Annotated in this window: 14 protein-coding genes and 1 pseudogene; 2 read left to right on the forward strand and 13 right to left on the reverse strand. The window is 41.9% G+C overall.

Annotated elements, in window-relative coordinates; translation table 11 throughout:
- Positions 1-205: 205 nt before the first annotated feature.
- The 4 genes from glnA to miaA all read right to left on the reverse strand — a co-directional run bounded on the left by glnA (position 206) and on the right by miaA (position 4258).
- Entirely contained in the window at positions 206-1552 is a 1347-nt protein-coding gene (glnA, locus tag LRC_RS06420) for a type I glutamate--ammonia ligase (RefSeq protein WP_014073668.1), read from the reverse strand.
- Between the two features lie 24 nt (positions 1553-1576).
- Positions 1577-1963, reverse strand: coding sequence for a MerR family transcriptional regulator (locus LRC_RS06425; protein ID WP_014073669.1), 387 nt, complete (start codon positions 1961-1963; stop codon positions 1577-1579).
- A 91-nt stretch (positions 1964-2054) separates the two neighbouring features.
- Entirely contained in the window at positions 2055-3317 is a 1263-nt protein-coding gene (locus LRC_RS06430; RefSeq protein WP_014073670.1) for a methionine gamma-lyase family protein, read from the reverse strand.
- Between the two features lie 5 nt (positions 3318-3322).
- Positions 3323-4258: a tRNA (adenosine(37)-N6)-dimethylallyltransferase MiaA gene (gene miaA, locus LRC_RS06435; RefSeq protein WP_014073671.1), complete on the reverse strand. Its 936-nt coding sequence runs from the start codon at positions 4256-4258 to the stop codon at positions 3323-3325.
- A gap of 167 nt (positions 4259-4425) precedes the next feature.
- Between miaA and LRC_RS10630 the strand changes: the two genes are divergently transcribed.
- Positions 4426-4602: a DUF3042 family protein gene (locus LRC_RS10630; RefSeq protein WP_003694261.1), complete on the forward strand. Its 177-nt coding sequence runs from the start codon at positions 4426-4428 to the stop codon at positions 4600-4602.
- Positions 4603-4641: 39 nt separating this feature from the next.
- Here LRC_RS10630 and LRC_RS06440 read toward each other — a convergent pair whose 3' ends face one another.
- The 7 genes from LRC_RS06440 to LRC_RS06470 form a co-directional block, all read right to left on the reverse strand.
- Entirely contained in the window at positions 4642-5067 is a 426-nt protein-coding gene (locus LRC_RS06440) for a rhodanese-like domain-containing protein (protein ID WP_003694262.1), read from the reverse strand.
- A 149-nt stretch (positions 5068-5216) separates the two neighbouring features.
- Entirely contained in the window at positions 5217-6179 is a 963-nt protein-coding gene (locus tag LRC_RS06445; protein WP_014073672.1) for an ROK family glucokinase, read from the reverse strand.
- The gene (locus LRC_RS06450; RefSeq protein WP_003694266.1) at positions 6179-6412 is read right to left on the reverse strand and encodes a YqgQ family protein; all 234 of its coding nucleotides are present in this window, start codon (positions 6410-6412) and stop codon (positions 6179-6181) included. The genes LRC_RS06445 and LRC_RS06450 overlap by 1 nt, the downstream gene beginning before the upstream one ends.
- Positions 6413-6446: 34 nt before the next feature.
- Positions 6447-7106, reverse strand: coding sequence for a rhomboid family intramembrane serine protease (locus LRC_RS06455; RefSeq protein ID WP_014073673.1), 660 nt, complete (start codon positions 7104-7106; stop codon positions 6447-6449).
- The gene (locus tag LRC_RS06460) at positions 7090-7674 is read right to left on the reverse strand and encodes a 5-formyltetrahydrofolate cyclo-ligase (protein WP_014073674.1); all 585 of its coding nucleotides are present in this window, start codon (positions 7672-7674) and stop codon (positions 7090-7092) included. Before LRC_RS06460 ends, LRC_RS06455 begins: the two co-directional genes overlap by 17 nt.
- A 66-nt stretch (positions 7675-7740) precedes the next feature.
- On the reverse strand, positions 7741-7890 hold the full coding sequence (gene rpmG / locus LRC_RS06465; RefSeq protein WP_004563477.1) for a 50S ribosomal protein L33: 150 nt from the start codon (positions 7888-7890) through the stop codon (positions 7741-7743).
- A gap of 160 nt (positions 7891-8050) precedes the next feature.
- On the reverse strand, positions 8051-10117 hold the full coding sequence (locus LRC_RS06470; protein WP_041820017.1) for a peptidoglycan D,D-transpeptidase FtsI family protein: 2067 nt from the start codon (positions 10115-10117) through the stop codon (positions 8051-8053).
- Positions 10118-10389: 272 nt separating this feature from the next.
- Here LRC_RS06470 and LRC_RS06475 point away from each other — a divergent pair, with 272 nt between their 5' ends.
- Positions 10390-13020, forward strand: a complete 2631-nt coding sequence (locus LRC_RS06475) for a YfhO family protein (RefSeq protein WP_014073676.1) — start codon at positions 10390-10392, stop codon at positions 13018-13020.
- 264 nt (positions 13021-13284) lie between these two features.
- On the opposite strand, the gene LRC_RS12000 is transcribed toward LRC_RS06475, so the two are convergent.
- Entirely contained in the window at positions 13285-13410 is a 126-nt protein-coding gene (locus LRC_RS12000; RefSeq protein WP_258414245.1) for a hypothetical protein, read from the reverse strand.
- Positions 13411-13424: 14 nt separating this feature from the next.
- A pseudogene (locus LRC_RS06480) lies at positions 13425-14924 on the reverse strand (HAMP domain-containing sensor histidine kinase).
- Positions 14925-14938: the final 14 nt, after the last annotated feature.

Genomic DNA, 14938 nt, shown 5'->3' on the forward strand with positions numbered 1-14938 from the left:
AGTGAAGAACTAGACTGGCAAGTTTGCCGTGTTCCTGGAATCCCCAACTTCAAACCGGTAAAAAACGAAGTTTCAGGTTAAGTTGGGGTAGTTCAAATAAAAACAAAAACAGCCATGCAAATCTGCATGACTGAAGTAATATCCATTATTTTTTCAAATTACTGATTGAAAACCGACTGGCAATGACATATCTTGCAAATTCTTTTTAGTAAAGTTCAAGATATTGCTGACGTTCCCATTCAGAAACTTCTTGGCGATATGCATCCCATTCAAGACGTTTTGCTTCAACGAAGTTAGAATACAAGTGCGGACCCATGGCCTTCTTGATAACTTCATCAGACGTCAATTCCTTCAAAGCATTATGAAGCGTTGAAGGAAGATCAACGATGCCATTTGCCTTGCGTTCATCGTCATCCATTGCATAGATGTTGCGATCGATTGCCTTTGGTGCTTCAATCTTGTTCTTCAAGCCATCCAAGCCGGCTGCAAGGATTGTCGCAACCGCCAAATATGGATTGGCCGAAGGATCAACGCTGCGAAGCTCCAAACGTGTTGACAATCCGCGAGCAATCGGAACACGAACCAACGGTGAACGGTTGCGTCCGGACCATGCAACGTAAACAGGTGCTTCATAACCAGGAACCAGACGCTTATAAGAGTTGACCGTCGGATTTGTAACAGCCGTAAAGCTGCGTGCATGCTTCAACAAGCCGCCCAAGAAGTACTTAGCATTTTGTGACAACTGGTCTTCTCCGTTTTCATCAAAGAACGCATTGCCGTCCTTTGTAAACAATGACATGTTCATATGCATGCCGGAACCGTTGATGCGATCAAGCGGCTTTGGCATGAACGTTGCGTGCAAACCATGCTTGCGCGCAACTGTTTTGACAACAAGCTTAAATGTTTGGATGTTGTCGCAAGCATGCAAAGCATCAGCGTACTTGAAGTCAACTTCATGCTGACCAGGCGCAACTTCGTGGTGAGAAGCTTCAACGTCAAAACCGAGTTTTTCAAGTTCAAGAACGATGTCGCGACGGCAGTTTTCACCCAAATCAACAGGTGCCAAATCGAAGTAGCTGCCTTGGTCATTCAAATGTGTCGTTGGCTTGCCGGTTTCAGGATCAATCTTAAACAGGAAGAATTCTGGTTCAGGCCCGATATTGAAATCAGTAAAGCCCATTTCCTTCATTTCATCAAGAATATGCATCAATTGGTTACGAGGATCGCCCATAAACGGCGTGCGATCTGCATTATAAACTTCACAGATGACGCGAGCAATCTTGCCATTGTGTCCGTTATCCCATGGAAAGACCATCCATGTCGAAAGATCTGGATAAAGCCACATGTCACTTTCTTCAATACGAACGAAACCATCAATTGATGAACCGTCAAACATCAGCTTGTTGTCAAGCAGCTTGTCTAATTGACTGATAGGGACTTCAACGTTCTTGATCGTGCCATACAAATCAGTGAACATCAAACGCAGAAATTGAACGTTTTCTTCTTTAACAATACGACGAATATCGTCTTTTGTGTAGCTAGGTTTTGCCATGTCGGTTTGCTCCTTGTAAGTGTATTAGAGGGTACGATTGCGGAAAGTAAACTGATCTTCTTTCTTCAAACCGCCAACCGAAAGAAACTCATCTCTCAAAATCCGGCGAACATCAGCATCCGTCAAAGGCTGTTCCATGCGTGCCTTTTTTTCTGCTTCTTCTTTCGCCTTTTCTTCGTAAATGTGCTTTATGCCGGCCATGTTTATGCCTTCAGTCAAGTAATCCTTGATTTCAAGCAAAGTATCGATATCATTTAAAGAGTACATCCGGCGATTGCCTTCGTTGCGTTCAGGAATCACCAAACCCTGCTCTTCATAATATCTGATTTGACGTGCTGAAAGACTCGTCAACTTCATGACCGTTCCAATCGGAAGAACGGCTAAAGAACGTCTCAGTTCTTTTTCTTTCATATCCATCCTCCTTAAAAATTACAAGTTTATGATAACAACTTAATGCGCCCTTGTCAACCCTTTAATGTTACTTTTTATAACATGAATGTAATTACTTGTAAAAAGTTTCAAAAGCAGCCTCAGTAATCGCATTTTTTACGTGCTCATACGACAAACCGCCCTGAATATACAAACAATACGGTTCACGAAGCGGACCATCAGACGAAAGCTCAATCGTCGATCCTTCCGTAAAGCTGCCGGATGCCATGATTATCTCGTCTTCATAACCATCCATGTAACTCGGAACCGGATCAACGAATGCATTCATAGCTGAATTATGCTGAATTGCAGCGCAAAACTTGATCATCGGCTCTCGCGCCCCAAACGTAATCGTTTGAACCAGATCCGTGCGCGGAGCATCCCACTTCGGAGAAACGTCCATGCCAAGTTTTTCCAATAAGGCAGCAGCGTAAATCGAGCCCTTGATTGCTTGTCCCGTCGTATGCGGAGCCATAAAAAATCCTTGATAAAAATCTCTTAAATATGCATACGTCGGTCCTTCAGACTTGCCTGAGCCGGGAGCAATCAAATGCGCTGCGCATTTAGCAATCAAATCCTTACGACCGACAATAAATGCCCCGCCCTTGACGATGCCCGCCCCTGCATTTTTAAAGAGGGATCCTGCCAATAAATCAGCTCCAAAGAAAGTCGGCTCTTCAGTTTCAGAAAATTCGCCGTAACAATTGTCGACAAAAATGATTGCTTTAGGAGCGCGCTCTTTGATGAATGCAATCATCCGCTTGATCTTTTCAATCGTAAAGCTGTCCCTCGTAGCATATCCTCGTGATCGTTGCAGCGCGATTACCTTGACGTCCGGATGTTCCTCAAGAAATTTTCCGCAGCTTTCATAGTCAACTTCACCGTTTTCAAGCAACGGCGTGTATTCAAAATGCATATCGTATTCTTTGAACGTTCCGGGATTGTCTCCGGCAATGCCAATCACTTCCTGGATCGTATCATAAGGCATTCCGGTCATATAATAAAGCGTATCTCCCGGACGCATAACGCCAAAAAGACATGTCTTGATTGCATGAGTTCCGGAAACGATCTGCGGTCTTACCAACGCATCTTCCGTCTTAAAATACTCGGCAAAAATTTTTTCAAGCTTGTCACGACCGACGTCATCGTATCCGTAACCGGTCGAACCGACCAAATCTTCTTCAGCAACGCGATGTTTTCGGTAAAGTTCCAAAACACGCTGCTGATTGTACAATTCCTGTTCCGTGATTTCGTTCAAACGACCCGAAATCATCTCATCAACTTCGGCAATCTTTTCCTGCAAATCTTTTGGAAATTTATCTTTCCATGAATTCATTACATTCACCTTTCCTTATTGAGCAGCCAATCATCAACGACTGCACATATATTCTTAATTTGCTCAGGGTGCTGCACCAAATCAAACCAGACGACGTCCATCTTGTTTCTGAACCATGTCAGCTGACGCTTAGCATAGTGACGCGAATTCTTCTTAACAAGATCGACAGATTCTTCCAACGTGCTTTCACCGGCAAAATAAGGGTAAAATTCCTTATATCCGATTCCTTTGCCGGCAGGAAGCAAAGATCCCCCTGCTTCGTACAGACTTCTTGCTTCTTTTTCCAAGCCTCGTTTCATCATCAAGTCGACGCGCTGATTGATTCTTTCATAAAGCAGCGTTCTGTCGGTCGTCAACCCGATTATCAAAGCATCAAATTCGCCGTCTTGAACATCGTTTTGTTCCGAAAATTTCTTGCCCGTCTTTTCGTAAACCTCCAACGCCCTGACGACGCGCACTTCATTTCCGACCGGAATTTTTGCAGCAGCAATCGGATCAACTTCGTTCAATTTGTTCCACAGTGCTTGACGTCCATGATTTTCAGCATAGTCATGCCATTTGGCTCTTTCTTTTTCATCCGCTGAATATTCGTCTTGCCCCAATTTGAATCCGTCCAACAAAGCCTGAACGTAAAATCCTGTACCGCCCGCAAGCAACGGAAGCTTTTTTCGTTTTGAAATTTCTTGGCAGCTTTCTTTGCATCGTAAAATAAAATCGGCGCATGAAAAACGCTCGGACGGATCCAAAATATCAATCAAATGATGTTTTATGCCCTGCATTTCATCAGGCATCACCTTTGCCGTTCCGATATCAAGCGTTCGATAAACTTGCATCGAATCTCCCGAAATGACTTCGCCTTGATATCTTTTGGCCAACTCGATTGAAAGAGCTGTTTTTCCCACCGCCGTAGGTCCGACGATCGGAAGAAGCTTTTGTTTCATCAGAACTCTCCTTTGCAATATTTCTGAGCAACTCACAACAACCATTTTACAACATTTCACAAATTATTTCTTCTGTCAGAAGCAATTATAATTTTGAGTGATTTAACTGGAATTTTTTACGAGTTTCGTTCATAATAGTAGTAAATAAAACAAGGGAGGAATCACCCATGAAATCATTTGGCAAGGGGTTCGTTTTCGGCACCATTGCTACGATCAGTGCAGTCGCAGGTTGCGTCTATGCATTCAAAAAGACCGTTGTCGAACCAATCGAGGAACGCGAAGCAATTTTAGACGAACATCGCAAGCGCGCAATGCGCAAGCGTCGTTCTGCTCACCAAAACTAAAAAATTAAAAAGCGAGCGGCAAAATCCCGCTCGCTTTTTTTATTTGTCAGAAGAAACTTTCGTTCCCTTCTTTTTGCCTTCCCATGCAGAATAGCCGCCCTTGAGAATATACACTTCTTTAAATCCCTCTTTTTTGAGCTTTGAGGATACTTTGATCGGATATTGCACGCCCTCATCATATAAATAAACAGGCATGTCTTTTCTCAAAGCATCTTTATACATCTTGAATTGCATAAAAGGCATGTTGCGCGCTCCAAGCATATGGTCTTTTTTAAACTTGTTCTCATCGCGCAAATCAACCACCTGCCCACGATGGATGCCCTTTGCGAATTCCTCACCGTCAATCACGTTGCCGGAAATTTTAGAACGAACAAACCAATAAAGCTGCGTTCCGATCATCAAGACAAGAATTGTGATCAAAACGATGTTGATATAGAAAAATACCGAATGCGCCGCGCCTAACATTAAATTCACGATTAATCCCTCTTTCCAGATTCCTAGACTAAAAAAGCGTCTAATATAATATCAGCATATTATGATGATAAAATCAAGTCTATGATACAAAAAATCCCCGCTACATTTCTGCAACGGGGATGATGCAAACGCGTTTTGTCCTAATCTTTAAATTTAAGCGCAAGAGAAGCTGCACCGATTACGCCGGCATCGTTGCCAAGACGTGCCAATTTGATCTTTGTCGTGTTGCGAATCGTTGGAAAAGCATATTGCTTGAAATATTTGGCGACTTGTTCCAATAAGAAGTTTCCGGCAGCAGATACACCACCACCGATGACGATATATTCCGGATGCAAAATGCTGCTGATATTTGCGCATGCAAGCCCGAGGTAGCGACAAACGCGATCAACGACTTTGACAGCCAAGACATCGTCTTCTTTAGCCAAATCAAAAACCATCTTCGACGTAACGTCATCACCATTGTCAACGGAATCTTTAAGTGCGGACTTTCCAGCGAATTCTTCTGCCATATCGCGCGCAACGCGAACAACGCCTGTTGCTGACGCATATGTTTCAAGACATCCACGATTTCCGCAAGTGCAAAGATATCCGCCAGGTTCAACGTTAACGTGACCCACTTCACCAGCAGCTCCCATACCGTGAAGAAGCTTCCCGTCAGCGATGATGCCGCCGCCAACGCCAGTTCCTAAAGTAATAAAAGCAACATTGGCCGCATTTTCGCCGGCACCTTTCCATTGTTCGCCCAAAGCTGCAACGTTGGCATCGTTGTCGAGGGCAAAAGCAATGCCAGTGCCTTTTTCTACTTCATCTTTAACGTTTTGCAACGTTTTCCAGTTTAAATTATAAGCACCGATAACGGTTCCCTTTTCAACGTCAACCGTCCCGGGAGTTCCCATTCCGATGCCGATAAACTGTTCCGGCTTCATTTCATACAAATCAAGATGATGGTTGATTGATTCGATAATATCAGGAACGATATGTGAACCTTCATCTAAAATATCAGTCTTGATGCTCCATTTTTGCTGAACCTCGCCATCTTGCGTCAAAATCGCAAATTTGATTGTCGTCCCGCCAAGGTCAACACCGATAAGTTTCTTATCCATTACACTTCATCCTCCATTATGTTCTTTTTCGTCCTTTCACGTTTTTCCTCGTAACGATGCTCTCTTTCTAAAACAAGCTTCGCGCTAAGAAAAGTTTTTTGGTCGATTGCCTGGGCTTTGTATAAATTATCCAATTCCAAAGCCATCAGCTCAATATCCCAAAGTCTTTTTCCAACATAGACAAATATTCCAAAACGTTTAAGCAACTGTTGGACATCGTACAAAGTCTTCATAAAAGTCCTCCGAAAATAATTATACTTTAAAATACTAATAAACGAAACCCGATTTGAATATAACAAACAAAAACATTAAAATTGCTATTGCACAGATGACTCGTTTACCCACCGGGATTTCTCCAAGTTTCGGAGCTCCGATGACGTATCCGAACAAAAAGCCACCGAGCAAACCGCCGATATGCCCCCAAATATCGATTCCGCTGTTGAAAAAATCAATGAAAATATTCAAAACGACCAACAGTAAAAACTGGCGTGACATCATCTTAATGTAGGCATTGTTTCTGAATGATTCTCCAAGCATCAAATATGCGCCGAACAATCCGAACAGCGCAGTACTGGCTCCGGCAGACAAGCCATTCGTCAAAGAATAGCTTGCCGCATCCCCGCAAATTCCGCTCACGAGATATAAAACAGCAAAACGAACCGAACCAAGAATCGGTTCAAGCGAAGCACCGATAAAATACAGCGTCAGCATATTCAATGCCAAATGCTCCAGACCGATGTGCAGGAACATCGCTGTCAGCAACCGCCAATACTCGCCATTGGAAACATACGGTGCGAAATTTGCTCCGAATCGAACCAAAACGCTCGGGTTCTGGCTGCCTCCGGCAAAAGTCATCAGCAAGTAGATTGCGACGTTGATCCCGATCAAAACACAGGTTACCGGAAAATTTTTAAACTTGTAATTCATTGAGCCAATTCCTTTCTTGAACCATTATGGTTTCAAAACTTTTTTGAACTGCGATGTCAAACTTGTCTTCTCCCCATTCAGGTCTTTCGTACAACCTTGAACTATCAGCCAATGCAATCGTATTTCCGCGATATCCGCTCAGATAGCGATCGTAAAACCCCCCGCCGTATCCGAGCCTTTGCCCCTCAAGAGTAAATGCGACTCCCGGAACAACAATCAAGTCTATTTGATCACCGGACACGAATTTCGTTTCATCTTTTGGCTCCAGAAGGCCAAAGGAAGTTAATTCATATTCGCTTTCCGGAACGATTTCAAAAAATTCCATTTTTCTTCCCGGAAAAGTTTTGGGCACGACGACCTTCTTTTTATCTGCCCACGCCAAGGATATCAAAGGCTTGGTATCAATTTCAATCCCTGTGCTGATTGTCAAAGCGATTATCCTTGCATTTTTCCAGCTGTCTTCTGCGCGAAGCTTAGCATAAAGCTTAAATTCTTCCGCTAAATATCCGGACTCTCCAACGTGACGTCTGATTATTTCAATCTGTTTGTTTCTAAAAGTCTTCTTCATTAAAATCACATCCTTGTAAGCGGTTCTATTCACTAACAAAAAAACAACAGGGTTTTAAGCCTGTTGTTATTTTGTTTCACGATGTAATGTAACCTTGCGATCGCGTGGGCAATACTTCTTAAGCTCAAGGCGATCAGGATTGTTACGCTTGTTCTTGTTTGTCAAGTATGTTTGTTCATGACATTCCGTGCATTCCAATGTGATGTTTACGCGCATTTTCAAACCTCCAAACTTACGTATCATTTAACGAATTGCAAAGGTGCAACTCCAACGCTTAATATCATATCATCTTTTCGGCTTGATTACCAGTATTTTTTCAGTTTTTCGTTAAGTATTTTTACTTGACAGTAAAAATACGATCAACTTAGCGCTTTTGCTACTTTAAACCATCACTTGTCTGCACGGTTTTCCAATAAGCATCGTAAATTTCTTTAACTGCCGTTGAATTGATGCTGGAGGAACTATCGCTGATATTAGGGAAAGCTACGGCAATTGCAACTTGAGGATTCTTCTGCGGAGCATAGGTAACAAGACTAAGCGTTTCGGTTTCTGCAGTATTATAGAAAGTCTGCGCAGTACCTGACTTGGCACATACTGCTGGTTTGATATCCGCAAGCCTCGTCCCCGTTCTGTAGGAACTGGTTCCATGAACAACCTTCCAGAGACCTTCTTTGACGACGTTCCACTGTGAATCGGTTGCACCAACGACGTTTAAAACATTCGGCTCAAATTCATACTTAACTTCTCCGAGCGATCCATCACGATTGGTGGAGCGAATGGATTTAAGCAAATGCGGCTGCAACCTGTATCCTCCGTTTGCAATCGTTGAAATATACTGTGCCAGCTGAAGCGTCGTATACGAATCGTAGTTGCCAAAAGACAAGTCGAGCGCATTACCGATGTGAGACTGATTAGCAGGTCCTTCAAAGCCTTTTGCTTCTCCCGGAATGTCGATTCCGGTCTTAACGCCAAGTCCAAATTGCTTGAAATTGGAACGAAGCTTGTCAAAAATCGAATTTGAAAGCGACAGCGCTGATCCGGGAACATAGTTGAATCCGCCTTCCATCATGGCGAGCTTCATCATATACGAGTTGGAAGAAACCTCCAACGCATCGGATGCCGTCAAAGACATGTTTGCCCCGCCGGTCTTATTGAACCAAGAAGATTTGGTTGCCGTCCCTTTGAGTTTGATCGGCTCGTCCGTCAACGTATTATTTGATGGCGTGATCACGCCGGATTTCAAAGCTCCGAGCACCATTGCACCCTTAACGACGGATCCCATTACATAAGTCTGATTGATTGCTCCAAGGGCGTTGTCGGTAATTTTACCTGTTTTCACGTTACGGCTGACGCCTGCCAAAGCGTAGATGCCGCCGGTGTTCGGATTCATCACTACGGCATAACCACCAGGAGAATAAGGATTGCCTCCGACAATCGATTTGACGCAATCGTTCATGATCTTTTGAACCTTGTTTTGAAAATCGGAATTAATCGTCAATTCGACGTTGTCACCGGCTTTGCCGCCGTATTGCTTGATTTCTTTGACAATTTTGTCATTTCTGGTTTCAACGTTGATGACTTCTTTGGTTCCCTTCAGGACGTTTTCATATTGTGATTCGACATAACTCGAACCAACGCTGTCATTTCGCGAATATCCCTCTGCCAACAGAGTATTGATCATATCGCTCGGAAGGCCTTGCTTTTCAGTCGTAACGGTTCCGATAACGCTTTTGACGGAATCACCGTTAGGATATGAACGCGTCCAGCTTGTTCCGATTTTGATTCCCGGAAGCTCTGAGAGATTTTCGCCAACGACGGCCATTTCATTATCGGTCACGTCTTTTGTCTTGATATAAACAGTCGACAGCGAATAGGCACCGTTCATTTTTGCATAAACGGTTGCTGCTCGCTTTTGGCTGTCAGTTAGTTTCGTTCCAAGTTTGTGTTTCTTGACATAATCCTGTTCCATGTGATACAGCTTGGATGAATTGGTAATTTTGTTTGCATCTTTGATTTGACTTTTGACGAACTTTTCATGCTTTGGATTAGCCAAATAATAGTCTTCCTTATTGGAATCGGACAATTCGCTTGGTTCAATCTCAACATATTTTATCAAGTTATTGGCAATCTTGAACATGTCAGAAGAAGAAATCATCAGCGGCTTGGTATAGGTAATCGCCCTTGAAGTATTGTTTGCCACTAAGATTTTACCGGTCGAATCATAAATCATCCCGCGTTGAACATTTTTTGTTTCGGTCCTTGTGTCACCGCTTTGAGCTTCAGACTCAAAACGTGGTCCAAAAACTATCTGCAAATATGCAAGTTGGACAATCAGAGCCGCAAACAAAATAAAAACGACGAAAAAAAGAAAGTTTAATCTGAAAGGAATATGTGATTTATTTTTCTTATCGTGATTGCTGTTGGCTTTTTTTAAAAAATTCACCGCCAAAAACTCCTATCTTTTCATTATGATGTTCCCATCAGCTTATTATACGCTATTTTAGCAAGTCAGTGAAATATCTGATCTGAAACAATTCATATTCTGCATGTTCCTTTCATTATATGCTAAAATAGCCTATATTAGTTATAAAATTTGAGTAAATTTGCTCAAACTTATCTAATTTTTAAAATTATTTCATATTTATGATTTTAAACATCTTTTTTAGCTTTATGGTGTTATGCTATACGTAATTAATTCGAAGGGAATCGAAATTCATGAAAAAAGAATTCATTAAAAAAAATTATCCGTTATTCATCGGATTCTTCGTTCCTGTCACAATCATGCTTGGATACTTTATCTATCGAGGAATGTATCCATTTGGCAAAAGCAGCCTTTTAACCGTTGATTTGGGACAGCAATACGTCGACTTCTTCGCTGCATATCGCGACACGCTGCTTCACGATCCGACAAAAATCTTTTATTCGTTTTCAAAAGCCATTGGCGGGGAAATGCTCGGAGAATTTGCCTACTATCTCTTAAGTCCGTTCAACTTGATTTTCTTGTTTTTTAAAGGAAAAACGCTCACTGCAGGCATTATGCTCGTCACGCTCTTGAAGTATGGATGTTCCGGCCTTGCAATGGCATGGCTGCTTCAAAAACGAAATAAAAAAACAAGGCTCGTCAATTCAGCGCTTGCCATTACATATGCAATGATGGGATGGTTCGTTGCCAACCAATTCAATTTGTTGTGGCTTGATGCTTGCGTCTTTTTGCCGCTGATAATTGTCGGCTTTTATAATCTGATGGAAACTGCAAAACCTGCTTGCTACGTTCTTTTTCTCGGCTTTATGATCATCGTCAACTATTACATGGCTTATATGATCTGTATTTTTTTAGTACTTTTTTTCATCTGGTATGCTTTCGACAACTTCGAAACTCCAAAAATCATGCTTAAAAAAGCCGCAATTTTTGTCGGAAGCTCTTTGCTTGCCGTTGGCGTTGGCTGTTTGACGCTTCTTTCTACTCTTTACACCCTGTCAGTAAGCAAGGGCCAATACATGCAAGAAAAAATCAATTTTAAGCTTGAATATGACCCGATTAAAATGGTTTCCAAACTGACAATGGGTGCCTTTAATTTCGATCAGCTGCCGTCGGGTCAGCCGAATTTATTTATCTCAAGCTTGGCATTGTTTGCATTTTGTTTGTTCTTCTTTTGCAAAAAAATCAAACTGCGCTCAAGGATTACGGCTTTTCTCATTACCTGTTTTCTCATCTTGTCGATGTGCTTTGAACCGCTTGATTTATTTTGGCATGGGATGCAATTTCCGGTCTGGTATCCGTATCGATTTTCTTTCATTGTCAGTTTTTGGATGATTTTTCTTGCGCATACCGCACTGTCAAAAAGATCTCGTCAAACAAGGATTTTCTTGACAGTTCCAGGAATTCTGTATGCCGGAGTCATTATTTACGTTGCGACCAACCTTAAAAAATTTAGTTTTGCATCAAAACAGACTTTGATTATTTCAGTCGTTTTTGCCTTGCTGACGCTTATTTTGATGTCACTGACAGACAAATTGTTAGACTTTGATTCAAAAGATTTCCTGCTCTTGATCGTTGTCATTTTTGAAATGAGCATTAATGCCTGTATGTCGCTTAACAATCTTAGCTATTTGACTCAAAAAGAATTTGCCGATCCGACAAAAACGCTGGCTCAAGACAAAAAGGCACTTGATTCTTTGGACAAGTCGCTTTATCGTGTCGCCTCGCTTTATTGTCGCACAAAAAACGACGGTCTTGCACAAAACATGAATTTTGGCTCATATTTCAGTTCCGCACTTGAAAAAAGCATCCCTGACTTTTACGGTCAGATCGGAAATCCTGATGGCGACAACTATGTGGCCTACACGAACGGAACTTTGATTACCGATGGATTGCTTGACATGAAATACTTGATTCAACCAAAAGACTCAGCAGAAATAGAACAGCCAAAAACGGATCTGAACATCGTCAGCGAGCGTCCCGATGCAGCAGAATACAATCTGGTCAAGGAGACGGAAAGTACGAGAATCTACCGAAATCCTTATTCGGCAAATATTATCTATGCGTCCAACAGATCCTTGCTTAATCAAAAAATTCTTTACAACGATCCGATAAATTATCAGACTTCTTGGTTGAATTCGGCAACTTCGACATGGCCGTCAACGAGATATTTCTATCCTTGCAATTTCAATGAGGTCATCTTCCAAAATACGCCTAAACAGGTAAATTTGACCAATTCATCCTTTAAAAAAATCAAATGCAGCAAGGAAGCCAAAATAATCTTTAAATTTACGCCTAAAACAGACGACTCTTACTATATCACGCTTGGTCCGTGTCTCAACAGCGATAACGTTACGTGGTACCGCGGAAACCGCTTGTTAAATCATTACGGAACATTCAGACATACGGTCGTCATAAACGTTGCCAACCACGATAAAGGCAATGAAATCGTTCTTACGGCACGTTTTAAAAAGGACAGTCTCTGGCTCAACAACTTTGTTTTATATCAAATGGATACGCAGGCGGTCTTGAATAAGCTGGAACAGGTCAAAATCAACAGCTTGACCAATATGAAAGCAACATCAACTTTAATCAAAGGTGATTTGAGTCTGGACTCAAATCAGATGATGGCAACGACCATTCCTTACAACCAAGGATGGCATTTGACGGTCGACGGAAAATCGACTTCGATCATTAAAATCCAAAATACGTTTATCGGTGCGATACTTTCTTCCGGCAAGCATCGAATCGTTTTAAAATACGTTCCTCCGTATCTCGGCATCGGCTGTATCGTTTCATTACTGTCTTGCGGTCTGCTTATAGTAATTTGCAACTTTTCAAGACTTAAAAAGCGGGGATTCGTCTAATATGTAAAAAACACTCGTCATTCAGGCGAGTGTTTTTTACATATTCAATTTTTTCAAAATAGTATGCATTATCATTTATGCGATACTTCCAGTACGTTTCACAGTGAACGTATCCGCACTTATCGTAAAACTTGATTGCATGCGCGTTCTGTTTCCTGGTTTCAAGCAAAATCCACGGCTTTTGCTTCCAGCTTTTCTATAATCGCACGCCCGATGCCGACGCAATTTTCCTTGGAATATATCCGCTTTATTCCGACAACGTTATCAGAAAGCTTTCTTAAAACTTGACGTCCCATCATCCCCAGTAATTTCGATCAAGCTTTGGTTCAGTTCCAAGATAAGGTTGCCTGCATCTTTGCTATTAACGGAAAATTCAATAATCCCAGTCATAATGAACGCTCCCTTTATTTTATAACCTTTTCTTCTTCGCGAATCAATGGCAAAGAAATCCTAAAAACAGACCCTTGGCCCAGGACGCTTTCAACGGTCATCTTTCCATGGTAGCCCTCAATCAAGCGATGGGCAATGGCAAGTCCCAAACCGTTTCCGCCTTTATCACGGCTACGGGCCTTATCGACACGATAGAATCGATCAAAAATCTTGCTTGCGTTTTCTTGCGAAATTCCCTCACCGAAATCCTGCACCACAATTTGCGCATATCTCGAGGTCTTTGCAAGCGACATATGAACTTCAGGTCGATTTGTTGAATATTTAACGGCATTGTCCATTAAAATTATCAATATTTGTTCCAGGTGATTCCTATATATTTGAACTTTAGTCGCTTCTTTCAAATCACAGTCCATCACAAACGTAAATTCAGGATGAATCATCTTAAAATTGCTGTAGACCTGCATGCCGACTTCCTTGACGTCCGTAACCTCATTTGCAAACTGGATTTCAACTTGTTCAGCCCTTGACAGATCCAACATTTCCTGAACCAAACTTTTCATTCGATTGATTTCTTGTAATGAAGCCTTGATTGAATTATCCAAGACTTTAGGATCATCTTTTCCCCAACGGTTAAGCATTTCCAAATGTCCTTGAATGATAGCTACAGGCGTTCTTAATTCATGAGAAACGTCTTCAACAAATTGTTGCTGCTGTTCAACGTACCTCTCCATTCGATCAAGCATGCCGTTGAACATTTCGCCCAATTCAACGAGCTCATCTTTGTAGTTGTATTCGGGAACTCTGACGTTGGCCAATGCCTCGCTTTCATCACCTTGGGTAATTTTTCCGATAACGTCATGAATGTCGTCGACTGGCCGCAAAAGCCACGATGAAAGTCCATAAGCAAGCAGCGCGAGCGCAAAAGCCGCAGTCAAACCAAAGACAAGAAAAATAATTACCAGTCTTTTCCTTGTTCGATCATAACTGATTAAACTATTCGTAACCTGAACATATCCGATCGTCTGGTGAGTTGTCTTGGAATAAACGGAATGACTCAAAACATAGATTGACCGTCCGTTCTTGTCTTTAGCCAGACGACTCTATTGATAGCTGCCAGAACTGAATTTGACAGGAACGTTCCTTGAGGCGAATACAAGATCTCCTGATAAATCATAGACACTGATTCCGATATTTTCACGAGTCAGCGATGTATAAACGGAATTCGTATACAAATTCTGGTTGTCGCTTGGAGTTATCTTAAGACTTAGACTTTTTACAACATCCTGCTTAGTTAACTCACCTTCGTTGTCCGCCAGCTTTCCGATTGCAGTCCGTAAAGAATCTTCTGCATATTGCTTTTCCTGATTCATCAGCAAACTTGAAAAACTTTGAAAAAGCATTACCGAGAAAACCGCAAAAATTATCAAAACCCCAATTCCCGTACCGATCGACCACTTTGCTTTAAGCGAGAAAAAGGATCTGCTGCCATTTTTTTCGTTACAAAGTTTTGACATCTTTTTACAAAACC

The organism is Ligilactobacillus ruminis ATCC 27782 (assembly GCF_000224985.1).
GTDB lineage: Bacteria > Bacillota > Bacilli > Lactobacillales > Lactobacillaceae > Ligilactobacillus > Ligilactobacillus ruminis.

Excerpts from the sequence above, each read along its gene's own strand:
- LRC_RS06455 (WP_014073673.1), bottom strand. The coding sequence starts at position 7,106 with ATGAATTACAAGTTTAAAAATTTTCCGGTAACCTGTGTTTTGATCGGG.
- LRC_RS06440 (WP_003694262.1), bottom strand. The coding sequence starts at position 5,067 with ATGTTAGGCGCGGCGCATTCGGTATTTTTCTATATCAACATCGTTTTG.
- miaA (WP_014073671.1), bottom strand. The coding sequence starts at position 4,258 with ATGAAACAAAAGCTTCTTCCGATCGTCGGACCTACGGCGGTGGGAAAA.
- LRC_RS06445 (WP_014073672.1), bottom strand. The coding sequence starts at position 6,179 with ATGGATAAGAAACTTATCGGTGTTGACCTTGGCGGGACGACAATCAAA.
- LRC_RS06450 (WP_003694266.1), bottom strand. The coding sequence starts at position 6,412 with ATGAAGACTTTGTACGATGTCCAACAGTTGCTTAAACGTTTTGGAATA.
- LRC_RS06475 (WP_014073676.1), top strand. The coding sequence starts at position 10,390 with ATGAAAAAAGAATTCATTAAAAAAAATTATCCGTTATTCATCGGATTC.
- LRC_RS12000 (WP_258414245.1), bottom strand. The coding sequence starts at position 13,410 with ATGACTGGGATTATTGAATTTTCCGTTAATAGCAAAGATGCAGGCAAC.
- rpmG (WP_004563477.1), bottom strand. The coding sequence starts at position 7,890 with ATGCGCGTAAACATCACATTGGAATGCACGGAATGTCATGAACAAACA.
- glnA (WP_014073668.1), bottom strand. The coding sequence starts at position 1,552 with ATGGCAAAACCTAGCTACACAAAAGACGATATTCGTCGTATTGTTAAA.
- LRC_RS06430 (WP_014073670.1), bottom strand. The coding sequence starts at position 3,317 with ATGAATTCATGGAAAGATAAATTTCCAAAAGATTTGCAGGAAAAGATT.
- LRC_RS10630 (WP_003694261.1), top strand. The coding sequence starts at position 4,426 with ATGAAATCATTTGGCAAGGGGTTCGTTTTCGGCACCATTGCTACGATC.
- LRC_RS06425 (WP_014073669.1), bottom strand. The coding sequence starts at position 1,963 with ATGAAAGAAAAAGAACTGAGACGTTCTTTAGCCGTTCTTCCGATTGGA.
- LRC_RS06460 (WP_014073674.1), bottom strand. The coding sequence starts at position 7,674 with ATGAAGAAGACTTTTAGAAACAAACAGATTGAAATAATCAGACGTCAC.